General features: G+C 37.3%; 19 protein-coding genes and 1 CRISPR repeat array. Of the genes, 6 read left to right on the top strand and 13 right to left on the bottom strand.

What is annotated here, in order from left to right; translation table 11 throughout:
• Positions 1–482: 482 nt before the first annotated feature.
• A CRISPR array of direct repeats spans positions 483–1,366; the repeat unit is 29 nt; unit sequence GTGTTCCCTGTATACACAGGGATAAACCG.
• Positions 1,367–1,542: 176 nt separating this feature from the next.
• Positions 1,543–3,858, bottom strand: a complete 2,316-nt coding sequence (locus ACGH6P_RS07050; RefSeq protein WP_411597092.1) for a zinc/cadmium/mercury/lead-transporting ATPase — start codon at positions 3,856–3,858, stop codon at positions 1,543–1,545.
• Positions 3,859–4,070: 212 nt separating this feature from the next.
• Here ACGH6P_RS07050 and ACGH6P_RS07045 point away from each other — a divergent pair, with 212 nt between their 5' ends.
• Positions 4,071–5,276 carry an MFS transporter gene (locus tag ACGH6P_RS07045; protein ID WP_411597091.1) on the top strand — a complete coding sequence of 402 codons (1,206 nt, stop codon included), beginning with the start codon at positions 4,071–4,073 and terminating at the stop codon, positions 5,274–5,276.
• A 47-nt stretch (positions 5,277–5,323) separates the two neighbouring features.
• On the opposite strand, the gene surE is transcribed toward ACGH6P_RS07045, so the two are convergent.
• Complete coding sequence (gene surE / locus ACGH6P_RS07040) at positions 5,324–6,106, bottom strand: 5'/3'-nucleotidase SurE (protein ID WP_220215340.1); 783 nt, start codon at positions 6,104–6,106, stop codon at positions 5,324–5,326.
• A 21-nt stretch (positions 6,107–6,127) separates the two neighbouring features.
• A complete protein-coding gene (locus tag ACGH6P_RS07035) occupies positions 6,128–6,982 on the bottom strand; it encodes a neutral zinc metallopeptidase (RefSeq protein WP_411597090.1) in 855 nt (284 codons plus the stop codon).
• Positions 6,983–7,409: 427 nt separating this feature from the next.
• Here ACGH6P_RS07035 and proP point away from each other — a divergent pair, with 427 nt between their 5' ends.
• Positions 7,410–8,903 (top strand): glycine betaine/L-proline transporter ProP, encoded by a 1,494-nt coding sequence (gene proP, locus ACGH6P_RS07030; protein WP_411597089.1) that lies wholly within the window; start codon positions 7,410–7,412, stop codon positions 8,901–8,903.
• 351 nt (positions 8,904–9,254) lie between these two features.
• Here the strand turns inward: proP and ACGH6P_RS07025 are convergent, their stop codons facing one another.
• From ACGH6P_RS07025 to ACGH6P_RS07000, 6 genes are all read right to left on the bottom strand, one after another.
• A complete protein-coding gene (locus ACGH6P_RS07025) occupies positions 9,255–10,370 on the bottom strand; it encodes an ABC transporter permease (RefSeq protein WP_411597088.1) in 1,116 nt (371 codons plus the stop codon).
• 17 nt (positions 10,371–10,387) lie between these two features.
• Entirely contained in the window at positions 10,388–11,506 is a 1,119-nt protein-coding gene (locus ACGH6P_RS07020; RefSeq protein WP_411590094.1) for an ABC transporter permease, read from the bottom strand.
• Complete coding sequence (locus tag ACGH6P_RS07015) at positions 11,503–13,239, bottom strand: ATP-binding cassette domain-containing protein (RefSeq protein ID WP_411597087.1); 1,737 nt, start codon at positions 13,237–13,239, stop codon at positions 11,503–11,505. Before ACGH6P_RS07015 ends, ACGH6P_RS07020 begins: the two co-directional genes overlap by 4 nt.
• A gap of 5 nt (positions 13,240–13,244) precedes the next feature.
• Positions 13,245–14,234 carry a secretion protein HlyD gene (hlyD, locus tag ACGH6P_RS07010; RefSeq protein ID WP_411597086.1) on the bottom strand — a complete coding sequence of 330 codons (990 nt, stop codon included), beginning with the start codon at positions 14,232–14,234 and terminating at the stop codon, positions 13,245–13,247.
• A 17-nt stretch (positions 14,235–14,251) separates the two neighbouring features.
• Complete coding sequence (locus ACGH6P_RS07005; protein WP_411597085.1) at positions 14,252–14,746, bottom strand: MarR family winged helix-turn-helix transcriptional regulator; 495 nt, start codon at positions 14,744–14,746, stop codon at positions 14,252–14,254.
• A 73-nt stretch (positions 14,747–14,819) separates the two neighbouring features.
• Complete coding sequence (locus ACGH6P_RS07000) at positions 14,820–15,704, bottom strand: helix-turn-helix transcriptional regulator (RefSeq protein ID WP_411597084.1); 885 nt, start codon at positions 15,702–15,704, stop codon at positions 14,820–14,822.
• A gap of 280 nt (positions 15,705–15,984) precedes the next feature.
• On the opposite strand from ACGH6P_RS07000, the gene fsa reads away from it, so the two are divergent.
• The 3 genes from fsa to ACGH6P_RS06985 all read left to right on the top strand — a co-directional run bounded on the left by fsa (position 15,985) and on the right by ACGH6P_RS06985 (position 18,180).
• Positions 15,985–16,647 (top strand): fructose-6-phosphate aldolase, encoded by a 663-nt coding sequence (fsa, locus tag ACGH6P_RS06995; RefSeq protein WP_267359249.1) that lies wholly within the window; start codon positions 15,985–15,987, stop codon positions 16,645–16,647.
• 147 nt (positions 16,648–16,794) lie between these two features.
• On the top strand, positions 16,795–17,583 hold the full coding sequence (locus ACGH6P_RS06990; RefSeq protein WP_411597083.1) for a siderophore-interacting protein: 789 nt from the start codon (positions 16,795–16,797) through the stop codon (positions 17,581–17,583).
• Positions 17,584–17,598: 15 nt separating this feature from the next.
• Positions 17,599–18,180 carry an ACP phosphodiesterase gene (locus ACGH6P_RS06985; protein ID WP_267352208.1) on the top strand — a complete coding sequence of 194 codons (582 nt, stop codon included), beginning with the start codon at positions 17,599–17,601 and terminating at the stop codon, positions 18,178–18,180.
• Positions 18,181–18,286: 106 nt separating this feature from the next.
• Here the strand turns inward: ACGH6P_RS06985 and ACGH6P_RS06980 are convergent, their stop codons facing one another.
• Positions 18,287–20,368 (bottom strand): 3-hydroxybutyrate oligomer hydrolase family protein, encoded by a 2,082-nt coding sequence (locus ACGH6P_RS06980; protein WP_411597082.1) that lies wholly within the window; start codon positions 20,366–20,368, stop codon positions 18,287–18,289.
• 122 nt (positions 20,369–20,490) lie between these two features.
• Entirely contained in the window at positions 20,491–21,390 is a 900-nt protein-coding gene (gene ilvY, locus ACGH6P_RS06975) for an HTH-type transcriptional activator IlvY (protein WP_267352206.1), read from the bottom strand.
• A gap of 200 nt (positions 21,391–21,590) precedes the next feature.
• Here ilvY and prfC point away from each other — a divergent pair, with 200 nt between their 5' ends.
• Positions 21,591–23,183 (top strand): peptide chain release factor 3, encoded by a 1,593-nt coding sequence (prfC, locus tag ACGH6P_RS06970; RefSeq protein WP_267352205.1) that lies wholly within the window; start codon positions 21,591–21,593, stop codon positions 23,181–23,183.
• Between the two features lie 73 nt (positions 23,184–23,256).
• Here the strand turns inward: prfC and ACGH6P_RS06965 are convergent, their stop codons facing one another.
• On the bottom strand, positions 23,257–24,498 hold the full coding sequence (locus ACGH6P_RS06965; RefSeq protein ID WP_411597081.1) for a hypothetical protein: 1,242 nt from the start codon (positions 24,496–24,498) through the stop codon (positions 23,257–23,259).
• A complete protein-coding gene (locus tag ACGH6P_RS06960; protein ID WP_267352203.1) occupies positions 24,488–25,915 on the bottom strand; it encodes a glycosyltransferase family 2 protein in 1,428 nt (475 codons plus the stop codon). Before ACGH6P_RS06960 ends, ACGH6P_RS06965 begins: the two co-directional genes overlap by 11 nt.
• Between the last annotated feature and the right edge of the window lie 4 nt (positions 25,916–25,919).

Below are 25,919 nucleotides of genomic sequence, written 5' to 3'. Positions count from 1 at the left end.
CTAGGTATAATTTCTTTATGTTCAGTTTAATCATCAATTGTTAATTTTTAAACGATTGAAAATATAGCGCCCGTGTATTTAGTTGCTAAAGTACAACCCCTTCATCCATAAAATTATTGAACATACTTTTAAACACTAACTGATTATTTATCGCTTAAATTTGCTAAGTGAATTAATGTGATAGCCCATTAGTTAAGTAAAAATAAGGCGAGGGCACAAAAGGAAGATGATACATGGCAATTAGTCATGACCAATTAACGAAACAAGACAAGTCAGGCTGTAGGTAAAAATAGGCTGGTGCGCAAGAAAGTTGTAAAAAGATGAAATGCCTAAAATAACATTTGGAAAGTAACTAACTATATGATAAATATTTAATTCTATTTTAGATAGCTAACAAAGAGATCGCCTAAAAAAACAACAAAAAAGTTGGTGGAATTTTACACTTTGCTATTTTAATTAATAAACAATAGGTTATAATTAGGGTGTTCCCTGTATACACAGGGATAAACCGTATCTAAATTTTAGCCGCTAAAATATAACTATGTGTTCCCTGTATACACAGGGATAAACCGGTAATTTGATATTACTTTTTTCGCATCCATTAGTGTTCCCTGTATACACAGGGATAAACCGCCCTTGGTGGGTTTCCTGAAAATTTTCTTTTAGTGTTCCCTGTATACACAGGGATAAACCAGAGGATTTTATGATCTTTTATGGCATCAATTTCGTGTTCCCTGTATACACAGGGATAAACCGCACCTAACCCCCTATCGGTAAATGATGAAATGGTGTTCCCTGTATACACAGGGATAAACCGGGGCGCGTTACTAAACCTAAATATATTATAGAGTGTTCCCTGTATACACAGGGATAAACCGAGAATGCGGAAAACACGATGGTCTACAAAGTAGTGTTCCCTGTATACACAGGGATAAACCGAAACAGGAGAAAGATAATGGCAAATAGAGGAAGTGTTCCCTGTATACACAGGGATAAACCGCTACCTTGAGGATCGCAATCCATGATTGCTATGTGTTCCCTGTATACACAGGGATAAACCGAACTCTTTTTGTGTATTTCCTATCGATAACCTGTGTTCCCTGTATACACAGGGATAAACCGATACATAATTTCGTGATTAATTTTTATTTTAGGTGTTCCCTGTATACACAGGGATAAACCGTTAACAAATAAAATCATCGCATTGACGAGTGCGTGTTCCCTGTACACACAGGGATAAACCGCATCTAAAACGATTTTATGAACTGCAAGAAGGGTGTTCCCTATACACATAGGGATAAACCGGCGGCCATGGCGCTCACAATGTGGGGTGCAAAGTGTTCCCTATACACATAGGGATAAACTGTTCGCATGCGAACAAATATGAATAATCGGTAAGGTTTCTTTTATTCTTAATAGCGCCAAGCAGGCATTTTGTGAAAATCCCTGCTTGGTGGGCGTAGATAGATGCCATATGGTTTTAAAACGTCTAAAAACTCATTTTTTGACAATGGCGTTTCTGCAACTTGTCATTTATAATCCTTATTTTTTAAGTTTAAGCAATCTTAATGCATTGGCTGTGACAATCGCTGTTGTTCCCGAATCAGCTAATACAGCAAGCCAAAGTCCTGTAATACCAAATAGGCTGGTAATTAAAAATATCAACTTAATGCCTAAAGCAATCGTAATATTCTGTTTGATATTACGGTTAGCAAAGCGCGTTAAACGTATCAATTTTGGTAAACTCAATAAACTATTTTTGGTTAAAGCCGCATCGGCTGTTTCGAGTGCGACATCTGTTCCGCTACCCATTGCAATACCTACAGTAGCGGCTTTCATGGCAGGGGAGTCATTAATACCATCGCCAACCATGGCAATAGCGGTTGTGGTGCTTATTTTTTCAATTTCATTTAATTTATCCGCTGGTAAAAGTTCCGCTCGGTAATCAATATTGAGCTGTTTAGCGATAGCTTTGGCTGCTCGTTCATTATCGCCTGTTAACATCAAGGTTTTTAAGCCTAATTGATGAAGTTGATTGAGTACACTGACCGCATCTTGGCGAAGTACATCTTGCAAAGCAATGATACCCAATAATTTTTGATGAGATACTACAACGACAACCGTTTTTCCTTCAGTTTCAAGCTGTTGTATAAGCTGTGCATCTTCTTTTGTTAATTGGGTTGAAAGGGTATCGAGCCTATTCGGAGCTACAACGTAAAAAGTCTCTTGATTGATATCTCCTTGAATACCGACCCCAGCAATCGCTTTACGATTATTGGCTTCAGTAAAAACAATCTTATTTTGTTTAGCATAGTCAAGGATAGCTTTGGCCAACGGATGATGTGATCCACTTTCCACCGCAGCAACAACAGTTAACAAGTGTTCGGTTGTGATATCACGATTGATAACATCGGTAACTTGAGGTTTGCCTTCAGTCAGGGTTCCGGTTTTATCAAAAGCAATCATTTTGATTGAACCTATATGTTCTAGGGCTGCACCGCCTTTAATTAAAACACCATATTTAGCCGCACTCGATAACGCAGAAGTAATAACAGCCGGTGTTGAAATAACTAACGCACATGGGCAACCTATTAATAGTAACGTTAATCCACGATAAATCCATGTGTACCAATCAGTCTGAATCAATAGAGGCGGAATAACCATTACTAATAGCGATAATAGGGCAATAGCAGGGGTATAATAGCGACTAAATCGATCAATAAATCGCTCTATCGGTGCTTTGCGTTCTTCAGCATCTTCAATAAGTTGTAAAATACGGTCAACAGCGTTTTGTCCTGTTTCTGAGACAACTTTTAATTGAATGGTGTTATCTACCACTAGTGAGCCAGCTAAAATTTTATCACCATATAAATAATTGACTGGAATCGATTCCCCTGTTAGTGCGCTTTCATCAATGCTGGCTTGCTCACTGATTAAGATCACATCTGCCGGTAATCGACCGCCTGATGATATTTCGATAATATCGTCCGGTTTAAGACTGTGACTTGCCACCGTTTTTCGATTTCCGTCAACAACAATCACGGTTTCTTCTGGCATTAATTCAACCAGTGAGGAAATACCTTTTTTAGCTTTATTGCTGGCAATCCCTTCAAGCATTTCGCCAATCATAAACAAAAAAATCACCATGGTGGCTTCTTCTGCGGCACCGATAAATAGTGCACCAATAGCCGAAATACTCATTAGCGTTTCAATGGCAAAAGGAGTGCCGCTACGGGTTAATGTGATGGCTTCTTTGGCTATTGGAATGATGCCAATAATAGCCGTAACAATGAAGGCATATTTACCTATATCATGATTGATTAACAGGATGATATAACTTATTACAATTAAGATACCCAGCGTCACTAAAGGCAGTAGCGCTTTTTTATCCAAACTGTGTGAATGCTCATGATGATGATGTGGCGAAGATTCAAAAATAGGGGTATAACCTAATTCAACCACTTTATCTTCAATGAGTTTGATAATTTCTTTATTTTTGTTGGGCACAAATACCATGAGTTTTCCAGTTGAAAACGTCATTTTTATTTGATTGATATCGGGTAACGTTTTGATTCCATTTTCAATTTTTTGGGCGCAATGCGCACAATCCATGCCTTGAATTTTCCATGTTAATTTGACAGTTGGGCTTTGCTGGTCAGGTTCATCGGGTGGAGGATCAAGATCATTGGTTTGCGTTTCAATATGATCATGATTTTCACGCCCCAGATTGGATTGATGGTTTTTATTAATATTACGAGCATGAAGTGAATTATGTGCATGATTATGTGTGATGTTTTGGCAGCTATCATGGCAGTGATGATCAGCGTGCTGATGAGTGGATTTGTTATTATATAACATAACGTTACCTCGGCTAGTTGATGATTTTTATTGTACGCTTGTATCATTAAAAATAAATCATTTTTTTAATGATATTTGTCAAGGTTTGGTTTGTATTAATTAAAAAGGATTGAAAACAAGTCATGCGGGATTAAACCCGAATGCTTAACATGTTTTTTTGTTATGCTTATTTTCAGTATATAATTATTTCATTCTATATACAGGAAATCACTATGCCGAATACTTCATCTTTTCGACAATTAAAAGGGGTAATTTTTACTGCTTTTCTTGTTACTACTTTCATTATCGGGATCGCAGGCGCTTTACAATCTCCGACATTAAGTCGTTTTTTAACTGATGAAGTCAATGTTGATCCCATTCTTGTCGGTCTTTTTTATTCAGTCAATGCGATTGCCAGTATTGTGGGGAGTTTCTTATTGGCGAAATATTCGGATAAAAAAGGGGACAGACGATTCATTGTCATATTCTGTTGTTTAATGGGGGTTTTCAATAGTCTGGTTTTTGCCTTTTCTCGGCATTATGTCTTTTTGATTACGTTGGGCGTGTTATTTGCGGCATTATCCTCAGCGGCAATGCCACAAATTTTTGCGTTATCACGTGAGTATGCGGTTAAAACGGGTCGTAATGTTGTGGCATTTAACTCACTTATTCGAGCTCAACTTTCCTTGGCTTGGGTTATTGGTCCACCTTTGTCATTTGCGTTAGCGATCAATTATGGTTTTACTACCATGTATCTAAGTGCAATGGGGATGTTTTTTGTTGCGATGATCTTTGTCGCCATTTTTTTGCCTTCAGTCGAAAAAAATCCGGCTACACAGCAAACTCAAGCTATGAATCAGCAGGAGATAAATCAACCGTTATTCCAAAATAAAAATGTGGTTTTTTTATTTTTATCAACCGTATTTATGTGGACAGCGAATATGATGTATATCATCGATATGCCATTATATATAAAATCGAGTTTACATCTGTCGGATTCCTTGCCGGGTCAGTTAATGGGGCTTGCTGCAGGAATCGAAATTCCGGTTATGCTAATTGCCGGTTTTTTAGTACCTTATTTAGGAAAACGTAATCTATTTTTTATTGCAATTGGCTGTGGTGTTCTGTTTTATATTGGCATCATCCTGTTCAAAAATGAAGTGGCATTATTTTCATTGCAAATTTTTAATGCACTTTTCATCGGTATTGTGGCGAATATTGGAATTATCTATTTTCAAGATCTTCTTCCTACCCGAATGGGCGTTGCTTCAACGCTTTTTAATAATGGTATAACGTGTAGCGTTATCATTGCCGGTCTGATTCAAGGTTTCGTCTCTAAAGCATTTGGACATGAAATGATATATTGGATCGCTTTAATTATGGTGGCGGTTTCTTTCCTGTTTTGTGCTTTTGTTAACGAATCAAAATCAAATCATTAATAGTCTTTGTACGTCTTTCGATATAGGAAAGACGTATGCATTAAGCATTAGTCAAAATTTAACGCATTTTGCAATGTGTTAAGACTAGGATAATGTGTTCTTTCATAACTCATGGGCGTGATTGCAACGTAGCCACTGTTTGCTATATCCAGTTCTTTGTCTTCATGGCAAGCGGTTTGATTTCGTTTAGCTCTGAACCAAAAATAGTCATGTCCTTCTGGATCTTTAGTCGGGGTGAGTATCAGTTCGCTTACATCCGGTTCCCCTTGTTTGGTGAGTTTATATCCTTTTATTTGATCAGCATTACAATCTGGAAAATTGACATTAAAACAGATGTTTTTAGGCATTGATAACCCATGCAATTTTCGAATGACGTTTTCAGCATGGTGTATGGCACAATGCCAATTTGTCGGTTGATTATCTTCACTGCTCACTTGGCTTAATGCCATTGCCGGTACGCCAAGGGTCATCGCCATCATGGCTGCCCCAACGGTACCCGATAAAATCGTTTCAAAGCCAACATTAGACCCATTATTAATACCGGATAAGACTAAATCAGGTAATTGGTCTGTCATTAGATGTTTTAATGCAAATAACATGCAATCTGCTGGCGTACCATAAACGGCGTATTCGGTATGAGAACGTTTAGAGACTCTGAATGGGGCTTTTAAACTGACGGAACAAGAAACGCCGCTTTGATCTATAATTGGCGCCACTACCCAAACTTCATGAGCCAGTTTTTCCGCCACATTTTTTAATATTTTGATACCTTGGGCATCGATGCCGTCATCATTCACTAATAAAATACGATTCACTAATTTGACATCCATTTTGTTTCCTTATTTTGTTCGTTACTCAGTAAAAGTGTCACATTGTTCAATTGAACCACTATCAAACCCTTTTTTAAACCAAGCGTAACGTTGTTTCGACGTGCCATGTGTAAAACTATCGGGTACTACATAGCCATCACGTTGTCGTTGTAGGCGATCATCACCAATGGCTTCAGTTGTGTTCAGTGCTTGCTCGATATCACCAACTTCAAGTAAGTTCTGTTTTTGAACTGCATTTCCCCATAACCCTGCATAGCAATCGGCTTGCAATTCTAATCTTACTGATAATTGATTATCGCTAACATCGGAATATTGTTTAAATTGTTTTAGTTGATTAAATGTGCCGAGTAGATTTTGCACATGGTGACCGATTTCATGGGCAATGACATAACCTTGCGCAAAATCACCGCCACCGCCTAGTCGCTGTTTCATCTCTTGATAGAAAGAAGTGTCCAGATAAACCGTTTGATCAATACTGCAATAAAACGGCCCCATAAAGGTTTGACCAGTACCGCAAGAGGTTTGCGTTGAACCTGTATAAAGAACTAATTTGGGTGGGATATAGGTTTTGCCGAGGCGTTTAAATTCCTGGCTCCAATAATCTTCAGTGCTGGCTAAAATGACCGACGTAAATTTCGCTGCTTGCGGATCATCAATCGCATACTCAGCGCTGTTTTGTGGTGTGCTGTTAAGATCAATAACATCAGAATTGAGTAAACCGGTTAAATCAACGCCATAATAGCCGGCGATTAAAACAACAATGAATAGAACAACTCTACCTTTACCACCAATAGGAATTCGCGTTCCTAATTCACTTCCTGATTGTGAGCGGCGATCTTCAATATTATCACTCTCTCTTTGGTCTCTCCAGCGCATAGGAATTACCTCATCAGTTTTAGTAACGTCATTTTAAAGGATTATTTCATGGGATACTAGGTAAAGTTAAATTTGTTACAGGTGAACGATTTAGAAAAGAGTAGAACAGCTATTTTAAAAAAATTTAACCAGAATTGTGTCGAATATATTGACGTGAAACTTTCAACTATCAGATTGGTTGTAATTTTACAACCTGATCTTATGTTGCTATAATTAAAGCCTATTTTTTGTCAAACTAAACGTCATTATCAAACTTAATTGATTGATAGTAATAACGATAAATCGTTTTAATCTTTTCTGTTCCTTGTATATCTTCAAAATTTAAGTAATCAATAAACCATTTGTTGTCACTAAAGCACTATAGCAAGTCTTTATCAAAATTGTATTCAACTTATTCCATAATTTGCATGAAAATAGGCGGTTTTTTATGAAGAAGGCAAAAAAGTCAATTACAAAACCTTTGAATATTAATGATATTACCATTATTGATGATAGTAAGCTTAAAAAAGCCATTACGGCTGCTGCACTCGGTAATGCGATGGAGTGGTTTGATTTTGGTGTTTATGGTTTTTTAGCCTATATATTAGGGCAGGTGTTCTTTTCAAATGCATCGCCCAGTGTTCAAGTTGTCGCTGCGTTAGCCACTTTTTCAGTCCCTTTTTTAGTGCGTCCATTGGGCGGTGTGGTGTTTGGTTTATTAGGTGACAAATTAGGACGGCAAAAGGTGCTGTCTATGACAATTGTGATTATGTCGTTAAGTACCTTTTGTATTGGCTTAATTCCTTCTTATGCAACTATTGGGATTACCGCACCAATCTTATTGTTACTGGCAAAATTAGCACAAGGATTTTCAATTGGTGGTGAATATTCTGGAGCGGCAACCTTTGTGGCTGAATATTCGCCTGATCGTAAACGAGGATTTATGGGGAGTTGGCTGGATTTTGGGTCAATTGCAGGCTTTTTAATTGGGGCAGGGTTGGTTGTCATTTTATCTACTTTATTAGGTGATGCCAAATTTCGAGATTGGGGATGGCGTATCCCGTTCTTTTTTGCGTTACCTTTAGGGGTAATTGGTCTGTATTTGCGTCATGCGCTTGATGAAACGCCCACTTTTCAGCAACAATCTGAGTCTAATGAACAACGGTCTGAAAAACCAACTAAAATTACGTTAAAACAGATTTTAACCCAATATTGGAAAAGTTTTATGGTCTGCGTGGGCTTAGTGATCGTGACCAATGTTACCTATTATATGTTGCTGACGTATATGCCAAGTTATTTATCGCACGATTTAAATTATCATTCCGATCATGGTGTATTGCTGATTATTGCAATTATGATTGGTATGCTATTTGTTCAACCCATGATTGGCTTAATAAGCGATAAAATTGGGCGAAAACCCTTTATTATTGGCGGTAGTGTGGGATTATTTATTCTTGCTTATCCGGCCTTTATGATGATTAATAGTGATAATATTGGTTTAATCTTTTTGGGATTACTAATACTTGCTGTACTACTTAATTGCTTTACAGGTGTGATGGCATCTATTTTACCGGCTATTTTTCCTACCAATATCCGGTTTAGTGCGTTAGCTATCGCTTTTAATATCTCGGTATTAATTGCCGGGGCAACCCCAACAGTGGCAGCTTGGCTTGTCGAAGAAACCAATAACTTATATATGCCTGCATACTATTTGATGGTTGTGGCAATGGTTGGGTTAGTCACTGGTTTAAAAATGCGAGAAACCGCAAATCAACCATTAAGAGGCGCCACACCCGCTGCTTCAAATCGTCGCGAAGCAAAAGAAATTTTATCGGATCATTTTGATTCAATTGAACAAAAAGTTGAAGATATTGATGAGCAAATCGAAAATCTGCAAGAACAGCGTCAAGATTTAGTCGATCAACATCCTAAACTAGATTAACGACGATAAACATCGGGACGTCGAACAGACTTTTTGAATAAGTGATTTTGCTGATATTGAACATGCTCAAATCAAGAGGGGATAAGATAATCTTCTCTTGATTCTCTCATCCCTCCAAAAAATTGAAAATTGTTGTGTGACGGTTTTACAAGTGATAATTGTCAAAGTCCCATTGCCAAGTATTGTAAGTGTTTATTTGCTTTGGGTTTGGTGGATACTTGCCGATTGTGGTTGTTCAATTCTCTTACTGAAAGTTTATTAAATAGGAATTGTCATGATTGGATTGTAATCCTAAAACAGTTAACAGAATTTGATTTAAACATATAAGGTTAGGTGAGGCTCTCTTTAAATTCACATATATTTTTTAAATAAATAATAAGCCATACCTCCTAATAGTATGCTGATTGCATAGAGCTTCCATAGACTTTGCCAGATGATTGAGAAATCGACATTTTTTAAATAAATCTGTTTAGTCAATTCGATAAAGTGACGCACCGGATTGATTTCAGTTAAATACTGTAAACAGAGTGGCATGTTTTCGATTGGCGCAATAAAGCCAGATAGTAAAATAGCCGGCACCATAAAGGTAATAATGCCGATAAAGGCTTGTTGTTGAGTTGAGCAAAGAGCAGAGATAAATAATCCAAATCCCACTAAAGAGAGTCCGTAACTCATCATACAGAGATAGTACCAAATAAACGATCCTTGAAACGGGATTTGATATATAAAAATACTGGCAATAAGTACTATTGTTCCTTGTAATGTTGCCACAATGATTGCCGGTATCGCTTTACCAACAAAAATTTGCCATGTCATTAAAGGTGAAATACGTAGTTGGTCAAGCGTGCCTTGTTCACGTTCTCTCGCTACTGATAACGAGGTTACGATCATAACGCCAATGGTGGTAATAAGTGCAACCAGCGAAGGTAAGATAAAATGTTTATAGTCTAAATTACTGTTATAACGGTGACGAACGATTAATCCTCCCTTATCTTGATTCATATTTTGTTGCTGATATTGCATAATAATTTGTTGAATATAGTTAGCGGCAATTTGGGCACTATTTGATTTACGACCGTCTAAAATTATTTGGATTTGTGGCGATTGTCCATTCAGTAACTTGCGAGAAAAATCAGCAGGAAATTGTACAATCACCAAGGCTTTTTGATGATTAATCGTGTCAGTAATGGCTTGCTGTGAATCTAATATCAATACGTTTGAAAAACTGCTGGCATGGGCTAGTCGATCGATTAACTCCGTTGTTGGTTCATCAATCGTGGGGCGATAAACGGCAATGGTCGCATGATTGACATTCAAGGTTGCAGCAAAGGGAAAGATAAAAATTTGTAACAATACTGGCACGATTAAGATAATGCGTGTCTGTTTGTCTTGCCAAAGTAGGGCTAACTCCTTTTTGATTAGAGTTAATGTGCGGTAAAAGGCGATAGTGTTGAAAAATTTTAACATAGTATTATTCCTTTACCTTAATCTAATTGCATTCGAGTTTTTTTGAAAATCACCACAAATAACAGCAATAAACACATAAGTAAAAAGCCTGCATTAATTAGCATGACTGAAAAAATATCGCCCGCTAAAAAGAGAGTTTGTAGAATATTGACGTAGTAACGTGCAGGAATGATATAGGTAACTAGTTGAATGATAGCGGGCATACTATTGATTTCAAATACAAAACCTGACAGCATGACCGCAGGTAAATAGGCCGCATTTAACGCTATCATTGCGGCATTAAATTGATTCCGCGTAAGCGTGGATATTAATAAGCCAAGTTGCAAAATCACCAATAAAAATAGACTGCTGAGTAGTAACAATAACGTAAAGGATCCACGAAAAGGGACATGCATAATGCCTACGGTGACAATAAAACAGATAATTAAGGCTATTAAACCGATTAAGTAATAGGGAATCAATTTAGATAATAAGAACTCCAACTTGGTCATCGGGGTAGAGAGCAATGCTTCCATTGTGCCACGTTCCCATTCTCGAGCAACGACTAACGACGTCAATATCGAGCCAATTATCGTCATAATAATGGTTATTGCACCGGGCAAAATAAAATTTTTGCTGATTGCTGCGGAGTTAAACCAAACGTGTGAAGTCATGTCAATCATTGGTTGACTATTCATTAATTGCTGTTGACTGCGCTGCTGTAACCAGATTTGCCACACACCGGTTAAATAGCCTTGTACAAAATTAGCGGTATTCGGTTCACTTCCGTCGGTAATTAACTGAATGGCTGCTTGCCTATTTTGCACTTGTTGAGCAAAATTAACTGGAATGATAAGCATACCTCGAATTTCGCCAGCATTTAATTTTGCCGATAATGCTGAACGATTATCCAGATATATGGGTTCAATATAGGGGGAACCATTTAACACTTGGACAAAATCATGCGCAGGTTGACTTTTTTGTTCAACTAATACCCCAACACGGATTTTATTGGAATCTAAACTGATACCATAGCCAAATAAGAAGAGTAATATTAATGGAATAATAATTGACATGATCCAACTGCTCGGGTCACGAATAATCTGTTTCATCTCTTTTTTACACAATGTTAATGTTCGAGAGAGTGAAAATATCATGTTGTTGCCCCTGAGTTAGCGTCGTTCACCAATTTAATAAAGGCTTGCTCCATGGTGGCGTTGCATGCGACCGATTGCTTAAGTTGGTTGGGGGAGCCTAAAGCAATCAACTTACCACCATTAATTAATGCAATGCGATCACAATATTCTGCCTCGTCCATAAAGTGAGTGGTGACCATGACCGTAACCCCTTTTTCGACTAAACTGTTGATATGGATCCAGAACTCACGACGAGTGATAGGATCGACGCCAGATGTCGGTTCATCAAGAAACACAATATCGGGTTTATGCATTAACGCACAGGCTAAAGCTAATCGCTGTTTGAATCCTAAGGGGAGTGATCCTGGTGTTTTGTCTAAAATCGGCTCAAAATTAAATGCGGTTATCATTTCATTCATGCGCAGTGTTTGTTCACTGCCCATTAAGCCGTAGATGCCTGAAAAGAAGCTTAAATTTTGGAATACAGTTAATCTGTCATATAAAGAAAAACGTTGTGCCATATAGCCAATGCGTTCACGTACTTTAGTTGCACTTTTTTTGAGATCAAATCCCAATACTAACGCTTGCCCATCACTAATCGGTAATAAACCACACATCATTTTAAATGTTGTCGATTTACCTGCGCCATTGGGCCCTAATAAACCAAAGATTTCACCACGCTTTATGGCAAAATTAACATGATCCGTTGCAATAAAATTACCAAAAATTCGGGTTAGATCTTTTGCTTCTATGACAATATCGTTTGGCAGACCGGCAACCTGTGGCATAATTTTAGTTAATATTGATTCTTTTTGAGTTATTCCGCCTAATCGGTCAATAAACGCATCTTCAAACCGTCCTAAGGTAGGTTGATAAGTGATGTTAGTTGTCCCAAGTTTTGCTATGACTTGTTCAATGGCGTGATTCGGCTTGAGTATTAAGCGAATACGATCACCTTCGATCACACCGTCACTGACTTCAGGGAGTTTTAAGGCCGTTTGTAATAACCGACGATGTGAAATTGGCGAAGCGAGCAGGTAAACCCGATCTTTGACACGTTCAGTTAAACATGAGGGTTGACCTTGAAAGAGTAATTCACCTTGATTCATCAGTAAAATTGTTTCACATTGCTCGGCTTCATCAAGATAAGAGGTGCTCCAGATAATTAACATCCCTTCTTTGGCTAGTTGATGAACCATGTGCCAAAGTTCTTGGCGTGAAATAGGATCCACGCCAACACCAGGCTCATCAAGTAATAATATTTGTGGATCGCCAAGCAAAGTACATGCTAACCCCAATTTTTGCTTCATTCCCCCCGATAACTTGCCCGCCAAACGTTGGGTAAATTTAGTTAAATTGGTGAATTTTAGGAGTTTGGCAAAAATTTGTTGACGTTCTTCTTGTTTGATATGTCGCAGATCAGCAAATAAATTAAGGTTTTCACTAACCGTCAAATCCTCGTAAAGACCAAACTTTTGAGGCATATAGCCTAAAATTGCGCGCAATTGATCCCGATCTTCAGTAGGATTATATTGCGCAACATTAATTTGACCTGCACTTGGCGAAAGCAAGCCTGCCAGCATACGCAATAGTGTTGTTTTCCCTGCACCGTCAGGGCCAACCAATCCTGTCACACCCTGTGCAAAAATTGTTGTCGATAAAGGTTTTAGTGCGACAGTGACTTGCTGATTTTTTTGCTTAAAGACTTTGGTCACATGAGTGAGTTTGATTTGCTGGCGATTTTGTTTACTCATAGCGATTATTCTGCAAATTTAATCGTTACCGGCATGCCTTGGCGCAACATATCATCCGCTTGACCGTCACCAGTTTGACGTATTTGAATACGTAAACGGTAAACTAAATCTGTACGTAATACAGGGGTTTCGACGGTTTTAGGTGTAAATTCGGCCGTAGGCGATACAAAACCAATCTGTCCAATATAGGGTTTATCTGGCTGTGAATCGGTATAAATATAGACAGTTCTACCCGGAATGGCTTGATGTAAATTGACCTCGTCAATATAAGCACGTATCCAGACAGGTCTATCTATAGATATAGCATAAATCGGGGTTCCTGCGGTTAACATTGTGCCTGATTCTACTGCTCGAGTTAAAATGGTGCCGTCGGTTGGTGCATAAAGTTCGGTATCCAATAAGTTAAGTTCCGCTTGGTTTAACTCGGCTTTAGCCGCTTGCACGGTGGCTTGTGCAGCTTCAATTTCTTCTTTTCGGTAACCATTATTAAGTTGATCAAGTTTTTGCTTTGCTGTTTGTAAATTAGCGTTAGCTTGATTACGTAAGGTTAAACTGTTTTCAAGTTGATCTTTAGAAATGGATGATGATTTCATCAATTTGACCATGCGTTGGTAGTTATTTTCAGCATAATCATAACTTGCTTGATACTGTAAAACTTGTGCTGCTGCTTGGGCAACTTCTTCTTTACGATATCCGGTTATCATTAAATCAAGTTGCGCCTGCTTTACCATCAGATTTGCTTTCGCTCTATTTAAAGCGATTTGATAAGGTTTTGCATCCAGTTTAGCCAATAGATCGCCTTGTTTAATCGAATCTCCTTCTTCGTGATTTAATTGTATTAAGCGTCCTGATACACGAAAGCTACTGTTTACCGTTCTGATATCCACATTACCATATAAAATCAGCGATGAAGGACTTTTATACATGAACCAAATCGCCCAAATTACTGCAATAATAATTAATATTAACAGGGCGATAAGCCCTTTTTGTTTCATGGATATTCTCATTTAGTTTACTCGGCAAGATGTTTTAAAAGTTTAGATAAGATTGTGCGTAACTGTTGACGTTCTTCTTGGGTAATAACTTGCCAAGCTTGAACCACTTTTTTTTCCATGGGCGGTATTTCATATTGAAAAAAATTGATGCCTTTTTTGGTTAAAATTAAGCAATGTGAGCGACGATCATGCGGATCAGCTTGGCGGGCGACTAAGTCATTTCCCACCAGTGTATCAACAAAACGGGTAATTTGTACGCGAGTAAAATTGGTTAATTCGCTGATTTGCGATGGTTTTACCCCTTCAGGGTGAAAGGCGTTAATCACTAATAAAACCGCAAATAATTTATCATCTAATTCATAATGTCGGTAGGTTTGATTCAAATTTTCTAATAGTGCTTCGGTACTAAATTGCAATAAGCGACTTAAAAAAATCTCGTCATAGTTTGAAGAGAGTCCACGAGCTTTAAATTTTTCAATCAGTTTTTCAACGGTTGCTATCGGGATTGCCATCACATCACCTTATTTAGATAGTTTCATTTGAAACTATATCAAATGAAATTACTTTTCACAACCATTAATTTAGTTAACTAGTTTTGTTGTTATCCGTCATCGGTAATAATTTACTATGATATTGGCGACGGTATTCGGTCGGGGTACGTTCAGTTTTTTTTCTGAAGATTCGACAAAAATAGTGACTATCTTTGAAACCTGATGCTAAGGCAATATCTTTGATATTTAAATCATAGTCTCTAAGGCGAGTTTTTGCATATTCCAGACGTACATGGGTAAGATATTCATTCAAACCTATTTTACCTTCTCGCTGGAATAGGTGAGATAGATAATTGGGTGAAATATAGAACATTTTAGCGAGAAAATCTCGGGTAATATCGTCACGAAAATGGCTATCAATATATTGCCGAATTGCCTCAAATAAGCTAGCTGTTTTGGTTGAGGTTTCGACATCAACATTCAGTAAGTCGAAGGTATGACTTAATAAGCTTTGAATAAGATGATAAGCGGTAGGAGCACGCTCGCAAGGCTGATGCTGCCAAGTTAGTTCAGCTAGCGCTTGAAGGATAAACGCCCCAATACGTGCTCCTCGCCTAGGTACATTAATTTGATCATAAGATGTCAGTGCTTGACCGTCCCACTGGTTGATAGTTATGCTAATTTGTTGTTTATCATACAGGATGCTTAATGTGGTGAAGGGGGTTGTATAAGCGGGCTTGCTCCAACTTTGTGCTGTAATATATAAAAGATCGCTAGGAAATAACGTTTTTTCAATAATGTTTCCCTGATAGTCTGCCAATTGTATGGATTGTTTTCCCTCTATCATGATTTCTATTCTGGGTAAACTGACTTGATCAGCAAGTAGTGGTGCTGATTGAGCATAATTAGCAAAATAAATCTGATTCGTTTGTTGATGATTAAGGCATTTTGCTAGCACTTCATTGATCGTTATCGCCATATCGCTATCTTCATAAAATAATATCGTAGATAAATCTAGTTATGTATCGTAATCATGATTATATACTGCCAAATAGTATTTTAAAGTATCAAGTAAATCGTCAATTTTATCAATGGGTTATTCTTAATAATGTTTTTAGTGTGATCTCACTCACATTTTCTTATCAAGCGTACAAATATCCAGTAAATCGCAGGATTGTCATCTAGGCTATCGGTTTAATATTATCTAGTATGGTATCAATACAGTGATTAATGATTTGAACATTCAGCAGGAGTTAACCATGGAGTTATATTTAGATACCGCCGATATTGAAGCCATTAAACGTCTAGCCCCCATTTTACCGATTAAAGGCGTCACAACCAATCCAAGCATTGTGGCAAAATCCGGTCAATCACTCTTTACCTTATTATCGACACTGCATGATTTATTAGGCGCCGATAAATTACTGTTTGCACAGGTACTTTCAAGCGATGCATCATCCATGATAAAAGAGGCAGAACAACTTCGAAGAGTCGTACCCAATATTGTTACTAAGATTCCTGTTAATGCAGAAGGACTGAAAGCGATTAGAGCTTTAACACAACAAGGAATCCCTACTTTAGGTACTGCTGTTTATGGCGCAGGGCAGGGATTATTAGGTGCGCTAGCCGGGGCTAAATATATTGCGCCTTATGTCAATCGAATTGATGCCCAAGGCGGCAACAGTAAAGATACCGTGCAAGAATTACAAAAACTGTTAGCGTTACATTGTCCTCAAACCATGGTGTTGGCGGCAAGTTTTCGCACACCTAGGCAAGCATTAGATTGTCTGTTAGCCGGATGTCAATCTATTACCTTACCGGTGGATGTAGCTGAACTATTTATCTCCGATCCAGCTGTAGATGCAGCGATAGTAAAATTTGAACAAGATTGGCGTAATGCGTTTGGTTCACTAACTTATTAATTTAAAAACTGTCATCATTTGTTATCACATTCCGCCTAATTGTGTGGAGTGTGTTTGTCTGTGTTTCTGAACATTAATTGAAAAGATACCCTAAAAATTTAAGTTTTGCTGTATGATAGTTAAAAATGAAATATTAGGTTAGCCATAATGACAGGAAAAAAACAAACATCTATTGTTAACGCACTTTTAACAGTATTGAGAATTGAAAGGTTATCGCATAGTTTTATTCGAATTAACTTTAGTTGTGATAAACAGCTGACGGTTAATCCTTTATGGATTTGTCCTCATTTAAAATTATTGTTTGCTGATCCTTCAACGGGAACGATAATTTTTCCACAATTAGACGACAATAATAAAATTCTGATAAATGACAAGATTCGTCAATTGGCTCGAAGTTATAGTATTCGTCATTATGATGAAACGGCACAGCAATTAACGATTGATTTTGCCATTCATCAAGAGGGATTAGCTTCAGTTTGGGCTCAGCAGGCTAAAGTCAATGATCAGATAGGTTTAGTCGGCACAGCGGCAAAACTTATGTTTAATCAGCAAAGTTTGGTGTTGATTGGTGATATAACAGCTGTACCTGCCATTTGTTATACGCTTGAACACCTACCTAACAATGTTAATGTTCAAGCGTTTATCGAAGTCAATCACCCAACAGATATTATGGCTTTACCGAATAGTCTAAATACTCATGTTAACTGGCTGATACAAGATGTTAATCAGCCAAATCAACTTGTTGAAACAATAAAAAAAGCGAATATTGTCCATAGTGATAATTTACTTATTTGGGGTGGAATGGAGCGGGATTTAGCCCAGCAAATTCGACATACGCTTAAAGATAATTATCCTCATTTACCCCCCGATGCATTTCAAATTATTAGTTATTGGCGACATGGTTTTGCTGAAGGGGAGTTTAAACATCGTGAATAGTAACGTGTAATTAAGATGAACATTCTAGCTCATTTACATCTTGCCACTTTAGCTAATAGCTCCTTAATTGGCAATAGTGTGGCTGATTTTGTTAAAGGGGATCCTTATCTTGTTTATCCGCAAACGATAGCCGACGGTATCATGTTACATCGTAAAATTGATAGCATGGTCGATGGTTTGACTGAAGTGAAACAAGCCAAAACACACTTTATCAAACCGCATCAACGTGTCGCACCGATTGCACTTGATATTGTATGGGATCATTTTTTATCTAAACATTGGACTGATTATGGCATGGGGCAATCAGTGTCTGAATTTGACCAATACACCAGACAACAAATTCAGCCCTTTATTCATCTCTATCCTGAACATTATCAGCATTTTATGCAGTCAATGTGGCAAGGCAAATGGTTAGAAAATTACGCAAATCTTGAATTTGTTGGAAAAGTGCTTAATGGTATGGCCACCCGACGACCAAAGCTATGGTTATTAAAAGAGACTATTTATGATATTAAGCAGCACTACAAAGAATTCGAAGCGCTGTTTTTTATTTTGTATCCTAAAATGTGTCGTTTAATAATAGCTGATCCTATTTAGTTATCATCCCCGCTAGGACTACCTGTTATTAATGTAAAATTAGACTTAACAAATGTGAATTAATAACTTGGATGTGTCCTAAGCGGATTGCTAATTACCGTAGATACTAATTGGGTAATATAATTTTCCCGTTTTCAGTCGTGATTAAATCCTTTTGGTTTGGTGTTTGCGAAATAGGGACAAGCGTATTTTCGGTCAATTGTGGAGCAAAACCTATTTTACCACCTCTGGCTTTTGCACGAACAACTTGGCTTTCAGGTAAAGAGGCATGATTCGTTAAATGAAACCATAACCATTCCATGGCATCTTCCCCATAATAATCAATTGGTAAGAGCGAATTATCAAATGGATAAGTGCCATCCAAGTAGCTGGTGTTTTCAATCTCATAATAGCGCAGTTGCGAGGCGTTACCTTCTACTTGGCTATTTAATGCGACATAAGCACGTGCAGTATAATCAGGTAGCTGTTTAACGTTATGACGAGCATGAACGATAAGGGTTTTTGTGCCATGTAAATTTGCTGATGCACTCACTTGATTAATGCCAAATTTAACTCGAGGATGCGTTAATTTTTTATATAAACATATGGCGCCCTTAGCATTATAGTCAATGGCTTTTTTGTTATCTGAACCCGAAAAGAAATCGCTTCTTGGTGAATAGGCATCTTCATTATTAACCAGTGCTAAAGCCGTTGAATCATCCGTTAACCATATCGGTAAATGACCCGTTGCAAAAGACCATAGCTGTTGAAATGTCACTTCGTGTAAACTCGCAACTTTACCTTGATAATTTATCGGATTTTGTTGCGTACTTGCGACCGAGTAGCCACACATTCTATCGGTGACATCAAAATGACCATAGGCACTGATATATTGATAAGGCAATCCAATTGTTTCTTTATAATAAAAATAAGGGAGTTGGATATCCATTGATGGCGTCCAACCATAGCTATGTAATTTTTCAAGTGCTTCTTCAGGGGTACCTTTTGTTAATAAGTTTTCTTTTTTTAGCGCATCACAACGGTTTTGCGAATAAAGGTATTTGTCGGCAAACGGAATAGTGATCGTTTTGTGCTTAGCTACAATAGCAGGTATAGCACAAGGAATATACAGGGACGCATAACTACTGTAATCAGCAATTGATTTATAATCGATTTTTTGAGGAGCACTTTTATTATATTGAATGGAAACGGTGCTATTTTCAACATTGGGTTGAATTTGTGGATTAACCGCAACGATACCTTTAATGACATTGTCAGTATCAAGTTCACCTGCTTTTAATGCTGCACCGCCACCATCACTTGCACCATAAACTAAAACTATTGTGTTATCCTTATTAAAATGAAACTTAGAATCAGAAGGGAATTGTGTATTAAGGGCATAAAAAGCAAATTCAATGGATTTTAATACAAATTCGCCCCATCTTTCTTCAGAATTTAATCGTGAATGGAGTTGTTTTATTGCATAGCGATTTGGATATTTTTTAATAAATCTATCTCTATTGAAAATAGTGGGTTCGAATAATAAATTAGTAGATTGAGTATGCCCATTTATGGCATAACCACGCTTATGCTCAATATCATAAATACCATTGCCTAAACCTTTATCATTATAAACAACCGCACAATTGTGCCGAAGTCCCCATAAACCACGAATTTGCACATCTTTTGCATTATATAACCCGTCTGAATCCGTCGCAGGCACTGCAACAATACATGGTTTATTTTTATCAAAATCAAGCGGGATTTGCAGTAACATGCCCACCTTTTCTTGTTCTAATTTTAGTGTTGCTAAAATTTCAAATCCCGGAATTTTGCCATCAAAAAGGGGACTTAATTCCTGGCGTCTAAATCCAAATAAGGAGCCTTCACCATTATTGATATTGATAAAACGATTGAGTTTTGCTTGCCGTAGCTCTTGAATGGTTGGCTGAGTCGGATCACTGAAATGTGGGGTATAAATTGACGTGGATAAGGTAGTAAATCCTAACCCTGCCGTAACGAGGTCATCACTGTCACCATCGTAATAAACGGCTTCTTCGGTAAGTAGCCAGTCGGGAGCTGAGATTGAGTAATTTTGAGAAGAATTGGTCTGAATATCTTGTTGAGCGTGCAAGGAAATTGGAATAAGCGTGGAGCTAAAAAGTAATAATGATAATAATGTTTTAACGTGAAAGTTGTGCAATTGCATTTCAAATATTCCTTTTTGATAGTCAGACTGTTAAATAGTTGCGTATCATTCATTGCAATCAAAAACATTAACAATCCTGTTAATGTTAGTTTTTGAATGACAAATCCATTATAAATTATTTTCTAATTTTTGGTATGATTTAGATTGGATAGGTTCCAAAATGCCGCGATAATTTTTTCGGATAATCGCCTTTTTTGGACACACATTCCTATGTCAAAAGGTTGCATTAAGTTGGTTGACCATTCAGTAATACGCTCTCTTATTCTTTCGGGACTGTTTTCCATCACAACTTTCGGTAATAAGGCAACACCGCAGCCTAATGCCACCATTGAAACAATGGCTTCATGTCCGGCAACGGTGGCATAAATTTTAGGGCTGGTAATTTTCTGTTGCTTAAACCAAAGATCAATACGTTGTCGGCTTGGGCCATGCTCAGGTAAAATGAAAGGGATATTATGCCAATCGGGCTTTTTTTGATGAAGTTTATCACTAAAGGTGCTATTAAGTTTGGGTATTAACAAAACCATTTCAATTTCACCAAATTTTAAAAATTCAACACCAGCAGGCAATTGTTTCGGTTTGCCTGCGATAGCGAGATCCGCCTCGTTAGACTGGACTTTTTCAACGGCATCTGCCGCATCGCCAGTTGATAATTTAATTTCAATCAGTGGGTAATGTATACGAAACTGGTCTAAAATGTCGGGTAAATGGCTGTAAGCGGCTGTCACTGAACAAAAAAGTCTTAATTCACCAATGAGCTGTTGATTGGATAATTCTAACTCTTGTTTTAATTGCTGATGTTGACTAATAACTTGGAGTGCAAAACGTTTGACCTTTTCGCCAACTTGGGTGATTTGAACTTGCCGATTATCACGTATAAAAAGCGGATGACCAAAATAGTCTTCCATGCGTTGGATTTGCCGTGATAAAGTCGATGGGCTAACATGCATAGCATTAGCTGTCATACCAAAATGACACGTCTCACATAAATGTAAAAATAATTTCAAATCACGAATATTCATAGAAAGTTCCGTTTTGATAAAACTTTTGCGTAGTTCAGCGCTATTTTATACTGTAAATGTACAAATTGGCTAGGCTAGTGAAGATATTATGCAGAGATAATTAAATAAGGGAAATCACAGGTAATACATTCATGGCAATGCATAGCGATACCTGTTAAAATGCTCGATTATTTTTGTACAGGTTAATGAACGTTAATTTTATGACAGAACAAGCTTATTTAGACGAAGTTAATGCTCGTCGCACTTTTGCTATCATTTCGCACCCTGATGCCGGTAAAACCACGATTACCGAAAAGGTTTTGTTATTCGGTCACGCAATTCAAACTGCCGGAACGGTAAAAGGGCGTGGAGCCAATGCGCAACATGCAAAATCTGACTGGATGGAGATGGAAAAACAACGTGGTATTTCTATCACAACTTCTGTGATGCAATTTCCATATAATGATTGTTTAGTCAATTTACTTGATACCCCCGGGCATGAAGACTTTTCGGAAGATACCTATCGCACATTGACAGCAGTGGATAGCTGTTTAATGGTCATTGATGCGGCTAAAGGGGTGGAAGATCGTACTCGTAAATTAATGGAAGTGACACGGTTACGTAATACCCCAATTTTAACCTTTATGAATAAGTTAGACCGTGATATTCGTGATCCAATGGAGCTGCTTGACGAAGTTGAAAACGAGCTTAATATCCTATGTGCACCGATCACTTGGCCGATTGGTTGTGGTAAGTTATTTAAAGGCGTGTATCATCTGAAAAAAGATGAAACCTATCTTTATCAATCAGGTAAAGGTCACACTATTCAGGATGTACGTATTATTAAAGGGTTAAATAACCCCGAATTAGATACAGCGGTGGGCGAGGATTTAGCTCTGCAATTGCGGGAAGAGCTGGAACTGGTTCAAGGTGCATCAAATGAGTTTGATTTGGATGCTTTTTTATCTGGTGATTTAACCCCTGTCTTTTTTGGTACAGCGTTAGGTAATTTTGGTGTCGATCATATGCTTGATGGCTTAACTGCTTGGGCGCCAACACCACAACCTCGTCAAACGGATAAGCGAGAAGTGAAATCCTCAGAAGAAAAATTTAGTGGCTTTGTCTTTAAAATTCAAGCCAATATGGATCCAAAACATCGTGACCGAGTTGCTTTTATGCGTATCGTGTCAGGGAAGTATGAAAAGGGCATGAAGTTACGCCATGTGAGGATTGCCAAAGATGTGAATATTTCTGATGCCTTGACATTTATGGCAGGTGATCGTGAACATGTCGAAGAAGCTTATGCAGGCGATATTATTGGATTGCACAATCATGGTACGATTCAAATCGGTGATACGTTTACGCAGGGGGAAGATTTCAAATTTGTTGGTATCCCTAATTTTGCGCCTGAATTGTTCCGACGGATACGATTAAAAGATCCGCTTAAACAAAAACAGCTATTAAAAGGATTGGTGCAGTTGTCAGAAGAGGGGGCTGTACAGGTATTTAGACCCTTATCCAACAATGATTTGATTGTCGGAGCGGTTGGCGTTCTGCAATTTGATGTTGTGGTTGCGCGCTTAAAATCCGAATATAATGTAGAAGCCATTTATGAACCGGTGAACGTCACAACCGCCCGTTGGGTAGAATGTAGTGATGTGAAAAAATTGGAAGAATTTAAACGTAAATGTGAACAAAATTTAGCGCTGGATGGTGGCGATAATCTTTCTTACATTGCACCAAGTATGGTGAATTTGAATTTAACACAGGAACGTTATCCGGATGTTGAATTTAGAAAAACACGTGAGCATTAATGTAAACTTCATTTATCCGTTTTTGGTATAACCGATAATGCCAATTAAGAAGAGCTAGGTGACTAGCTCTTATTTAATCTTCTTCAACATCAAGCCCATTAATAGCAAAACCATCGAAAGAACTCCAGTTTGAAAATACTTCAGTCAAGGCATTAATCATGCCAAATAGCTCATCTTCTTTACCTTCAAAGCTAATTTCTGTGAAGTCCACTATATGATCAGTTGAATTAACATCAGAATTCTCATCATTTGACCCTTCTTCGATTTCACTATTTGTTTGGTCATAGGAGTAATATTTTTCGAATTCTTCACTGAGTATACCATTTTCAAGGGCAATGACGATTTTATGAAGATTTTCATCTCCCCATGATAACCATTTAGCACTGATATCATAAATCAGTTCATAATCAGTACGATAAACCATGATAATATATTTTAAGGAATAAGGTTCAATATACTGGATAATTTGCTTGCTTTGATTAATATCTTTTAACCAAAATGGGACTACAATCTCAATTTTTCCTCCCCAACTTTCACTCAATTTTTTTATCGCTTGCGCCCATTGTTGCCAAATCAGATCTTTATTTTGGTCATAATCACTTAATAAATAGGGTTCTATATCATATTGAATTCCAGCAAGACAAGGTTTATTTATACGTCGCTGACAGAATTGCTTAATTATTTGATTACGTTCAATCGCATTTTGTAAACCACTTTCAAGTATCATTTCTGCTGCTCCTTCAACAGCAATGATCTCAATACCATTTTGAAATGCGATGTCTAAAAGATTTATTAGCTGTTCTTCATATTCAATTTGCTGGTTTTCAATAAATAATTGTAAATAAATCTGATTGATCCCTTTTGATTTTATCTTTGTGATAAATTGGTTAGGTGAATTATTCCATGTGGTTGCTTTCCAATTCCACATAGCAAGATTGCGGTTTTTTTCCGTATAAGTTAAGTTATTAACCAGTGTATTTGAATGTGTTGATTGTTCAATGTCCAGTTTTGGAACATTTGAACTATCAGGTTGAGCGGATGTATCAAGTGATAAGGGTTGATTTTGATCAATCATAAATGGAACCGGATCACTCATTGCTACCTGCTCAATAATTTGCGTTGTATTTACCACGGCACTTAAAACAGAATCGCTATTAGGATTCGACAAATCATGTTGCAATGCCGTATCGTATTGGCTCGTTTCGGTGTTTTTAAGGTTGTTCAACATCGACACATTACCCGCAAAAGCCGCAGGCAGGACAGTAATTAGAATAAATAGTACATTGCTTGATAGTCGTTTAATGTTATTTATCAAATTTAACTCTCTCCATTTTTCCCCAAGATAATTTACCTTTTTTCAAACGGAAGAAACCTTTAAATTTCCAATATAAACAGATTTGTCGATAGCCAAAATTATCAATTAGCGAAATAAAAAGTAGTGATACAAAATATCTGATTTTATCTAATCCTCTTAGCAAGAGGCCGTCAATGGCAATGGCAGTCGAGGTGATTAAAATATTGTAACTAATAACAAGTAAAAAATAGGATAAAATTAAATTACCATCGACCACATCAAAATAACAAAAAAGGGGTAATAATACATAACCTAATAATTCAGCAATCGGCCCTAAAATATCGGTTAAAATCGAAAAAGGTAAAAGAATAAAACTTAATCTTTTATATTTTAACTTAAAAGTAAACTCCCGAAAATGCAAATAAGTTTGCAATGCACCAATATGCCAACGTATTCGTTGATTCTTTAATACTTTCCATTTTTCGGGTACTTGAGTCCAGCATACCGCAGTTGGGACATATTCTATTTTATAATTGGCTTTGGTATCATAGATTAGTTTATGTAATTTTACCGTAAAGTCAAAATCTTCACCAACCGAGTCAGCCGAAAATCCACCAATTTTTATGGCTAAATCTCGACGGAACAAGCCAAATGCGCCTGATATAATCGGTAATATTTTAATATGATTCCAGGCCACTTTAGCCATTAAAAATGAACGCATATATTCCAATGCTTGTAATTGAACAATGTATTTTCTTGATAGTTTTATTTTTGTTACCACCCCTTTATTAATCAAACAACTGTTTGCAACTCGAACGGTTCCACCCACGGCAATAGTTTTAGGACTGTAAATAAAAGGAATAACCGCTTTAGTTAATGCATCGGGTTCTAAAATGGAATCAGCATCAATGAGACAAACGATAGGGGCTTGACTTAAATTGATTGCCGCATTATGTGCATCGGCTTTGCCTCCATTGACTTTATCTATCACGCGAAGACGGCTATCTTTTTGAGAGATATAAACCCCTCTTATTTTGGCATGAGATAGGTGATTTTGTTCCACATTATTTAAATGATGGGCGGTTTCTTGTAATCGAAAATGGTCATAAATTAATTGAAAAGTATTGTCGGTTGAGCCATCGTTAATCACAATAATATCAACATTAGGGTATTCCGTTGCGAGCATCGATTCAATACTATCGATAATGGTAACGCTTTCATTATAGGCAGGCATAATAATAGAGATAGCCGGTAAAATACCTTCATTCTTTTTAATATTCTGAATTTTTTTATCGTTATCTCGCGCTTTAATTAGTACATAAACAGAAATGATAAGTTGCAAAAAATAGATGAGCACTTGTAAAAGTCCGACAATCATTATGAGAATAACCAGCACTTCCATGCAAAGCTTGATTGCATAGTATAAATCATTGTTCATAAAG

The sequence above is a fragment of the Gilliamella sp. CG25 genome, assembly GCF_046635705.1.
In the GTDB taxonomy this organism is placed as follows: domain Bacteria; phylum Pseudomonadota; class Gammaproteobacteria; order Enterobacterales; family Orbaceae; genus Gilliamella; species Gilliamella apicola_I.
This window is presented reverse-complemented; position numbering and strand designations above follow the sequence as displayed.

What these genes read in the sequence shown, in the direction of transcription:
- ACGH6P_RS07050 (WP_411597092.1), bottom strand. Translation starts at nt 3,858, where the DNA reads ATGTTATATAATAACAAATCCACTCATCAGCACGCTGATCATCACTGC.
- ACGH6P_RS07045 (WP_411597091.1), top strand. Translation starts at nt 4,071, where the DNA reads ATGCCGAATACTTCATCTTTTCGACAATTAAAAGGGGTAATTTTTACT.
- surE (WP_220215340.1), bottom strand. Translation starts at nt 6,106, where the DNA reads ATGGATGTCAAATTAGTGAATCGTATTTTATTAGTGAATGATGACGGC.
- ACGH6P_RS07035 (WP_411597090.1), bottom strand. Translation starts at nt 6,982, where the DNA reads ATGCGCTGGAGAGACCAAAGAGAGAGTGATAATATTGAAGATCGCCGC.
- proP (WP_411597089.1), top strand. Translation starts at nt 7,410, where the DNA reads ATGAAGAAGGCAAAAAAGTCAATTACAAAACCTTTGAATATTAATGAT.
- ACGH6P_RS07025 (WP_411597088.1), bottom strand. Translation starts at nt 10,370, where the DNA reads ATGTTAAAATTTTTCAACACTATCGCCTTTTACCGCACATTAACTCTA.
- ACGH6P_RS07020 (WP_411590094.1), bottom strand. Translation starts at nt 11,506, where the DNA reads ATGATATTTTCACTCTCTCGAACATTAACATTGTGTAAAAAAGAGATG.
- ACGH6P_RS07015 (WP_411597087.1), bottom strand. Translation starts at nt 13,239, where the DNA reads ATGAGTAAACAAAATCGCCAGCAAATCAAACTCACTCATGTGACCAAA.
- hlyD (WP_411597086.1), bottom strand. Translation starts at nt 14,234, where the DNA reads ATGAAACAAAAAGGGCTTATCGCCCTGTTAATATTAATTATTATTGCA.
- ACGH6P_RS07005 (WP_411597085.1), bottom strand. Translation starts at nt 14,746, where the DNA reads ATGGCAATCCCGATAGCAACCGTTGAAAAACTGATTGAAAAATTTAAA.
- ACGH6P_RS07000 (WP_411597084.1), bottom strand. Translation starts at nt 15,704, where the DNA reads ATGGCGATAACGATCAATGAAGTGCTAGCAAAATGCCTTAATCATCAA.
- fsa (WP_267359249.1), top strand. Translation starts at nt 15,985, where the DNA reads ATGGAGTTATATTTAGATACCGCCGATATTGAAGCCATTAAACGTCTA.
- ACGH6P_RS06990 (WP_411597083.1), top strand. Translation starts at nt 16,795, where the DNA reads ATGACAGGAAAAAAACAAACATCTATTGTTAACGCACTTTTAACAGTA.
- ACGH6P_RS06985 (WP_267352208.1), top strand. Translation starts at nt 17,599, where the DNA reads ATGAACATTCTAGCTCATTTACATCTTGCCACTTTAGCTAATAGCTCC.
- ACGH6P_RS06980 (WP_411597082.1), bottom strand. Translation starts at nt 20,368, where the DNA reads ATGCAATTGCACAACTTTCACGTTAAAACATTATTATCATTATTACTT.
- ilvY (WP_267352206.1), bottom strand. Translation starts at nt 21,390, where the DNA reads ATGAATATTCGTGATTTGAAATTATTTTTACATTTATGTGAGACGTGT.
- prfC (WP_267352205.1), top strand. Translation starts at nt 21,591, where the DNA reads ATGACAGAACAAGCTTATTTAGACGAAGTTAATGCTCGTCGCACTTTT.
- ACGH6P_RS06960 (WP_267352203.1), bottom strand. Translation starts at nt 25,915, where the DNA reads ATGAACAATGATTTATACTATGCAATCAAGCTTTGCATGGAAGTGCTG.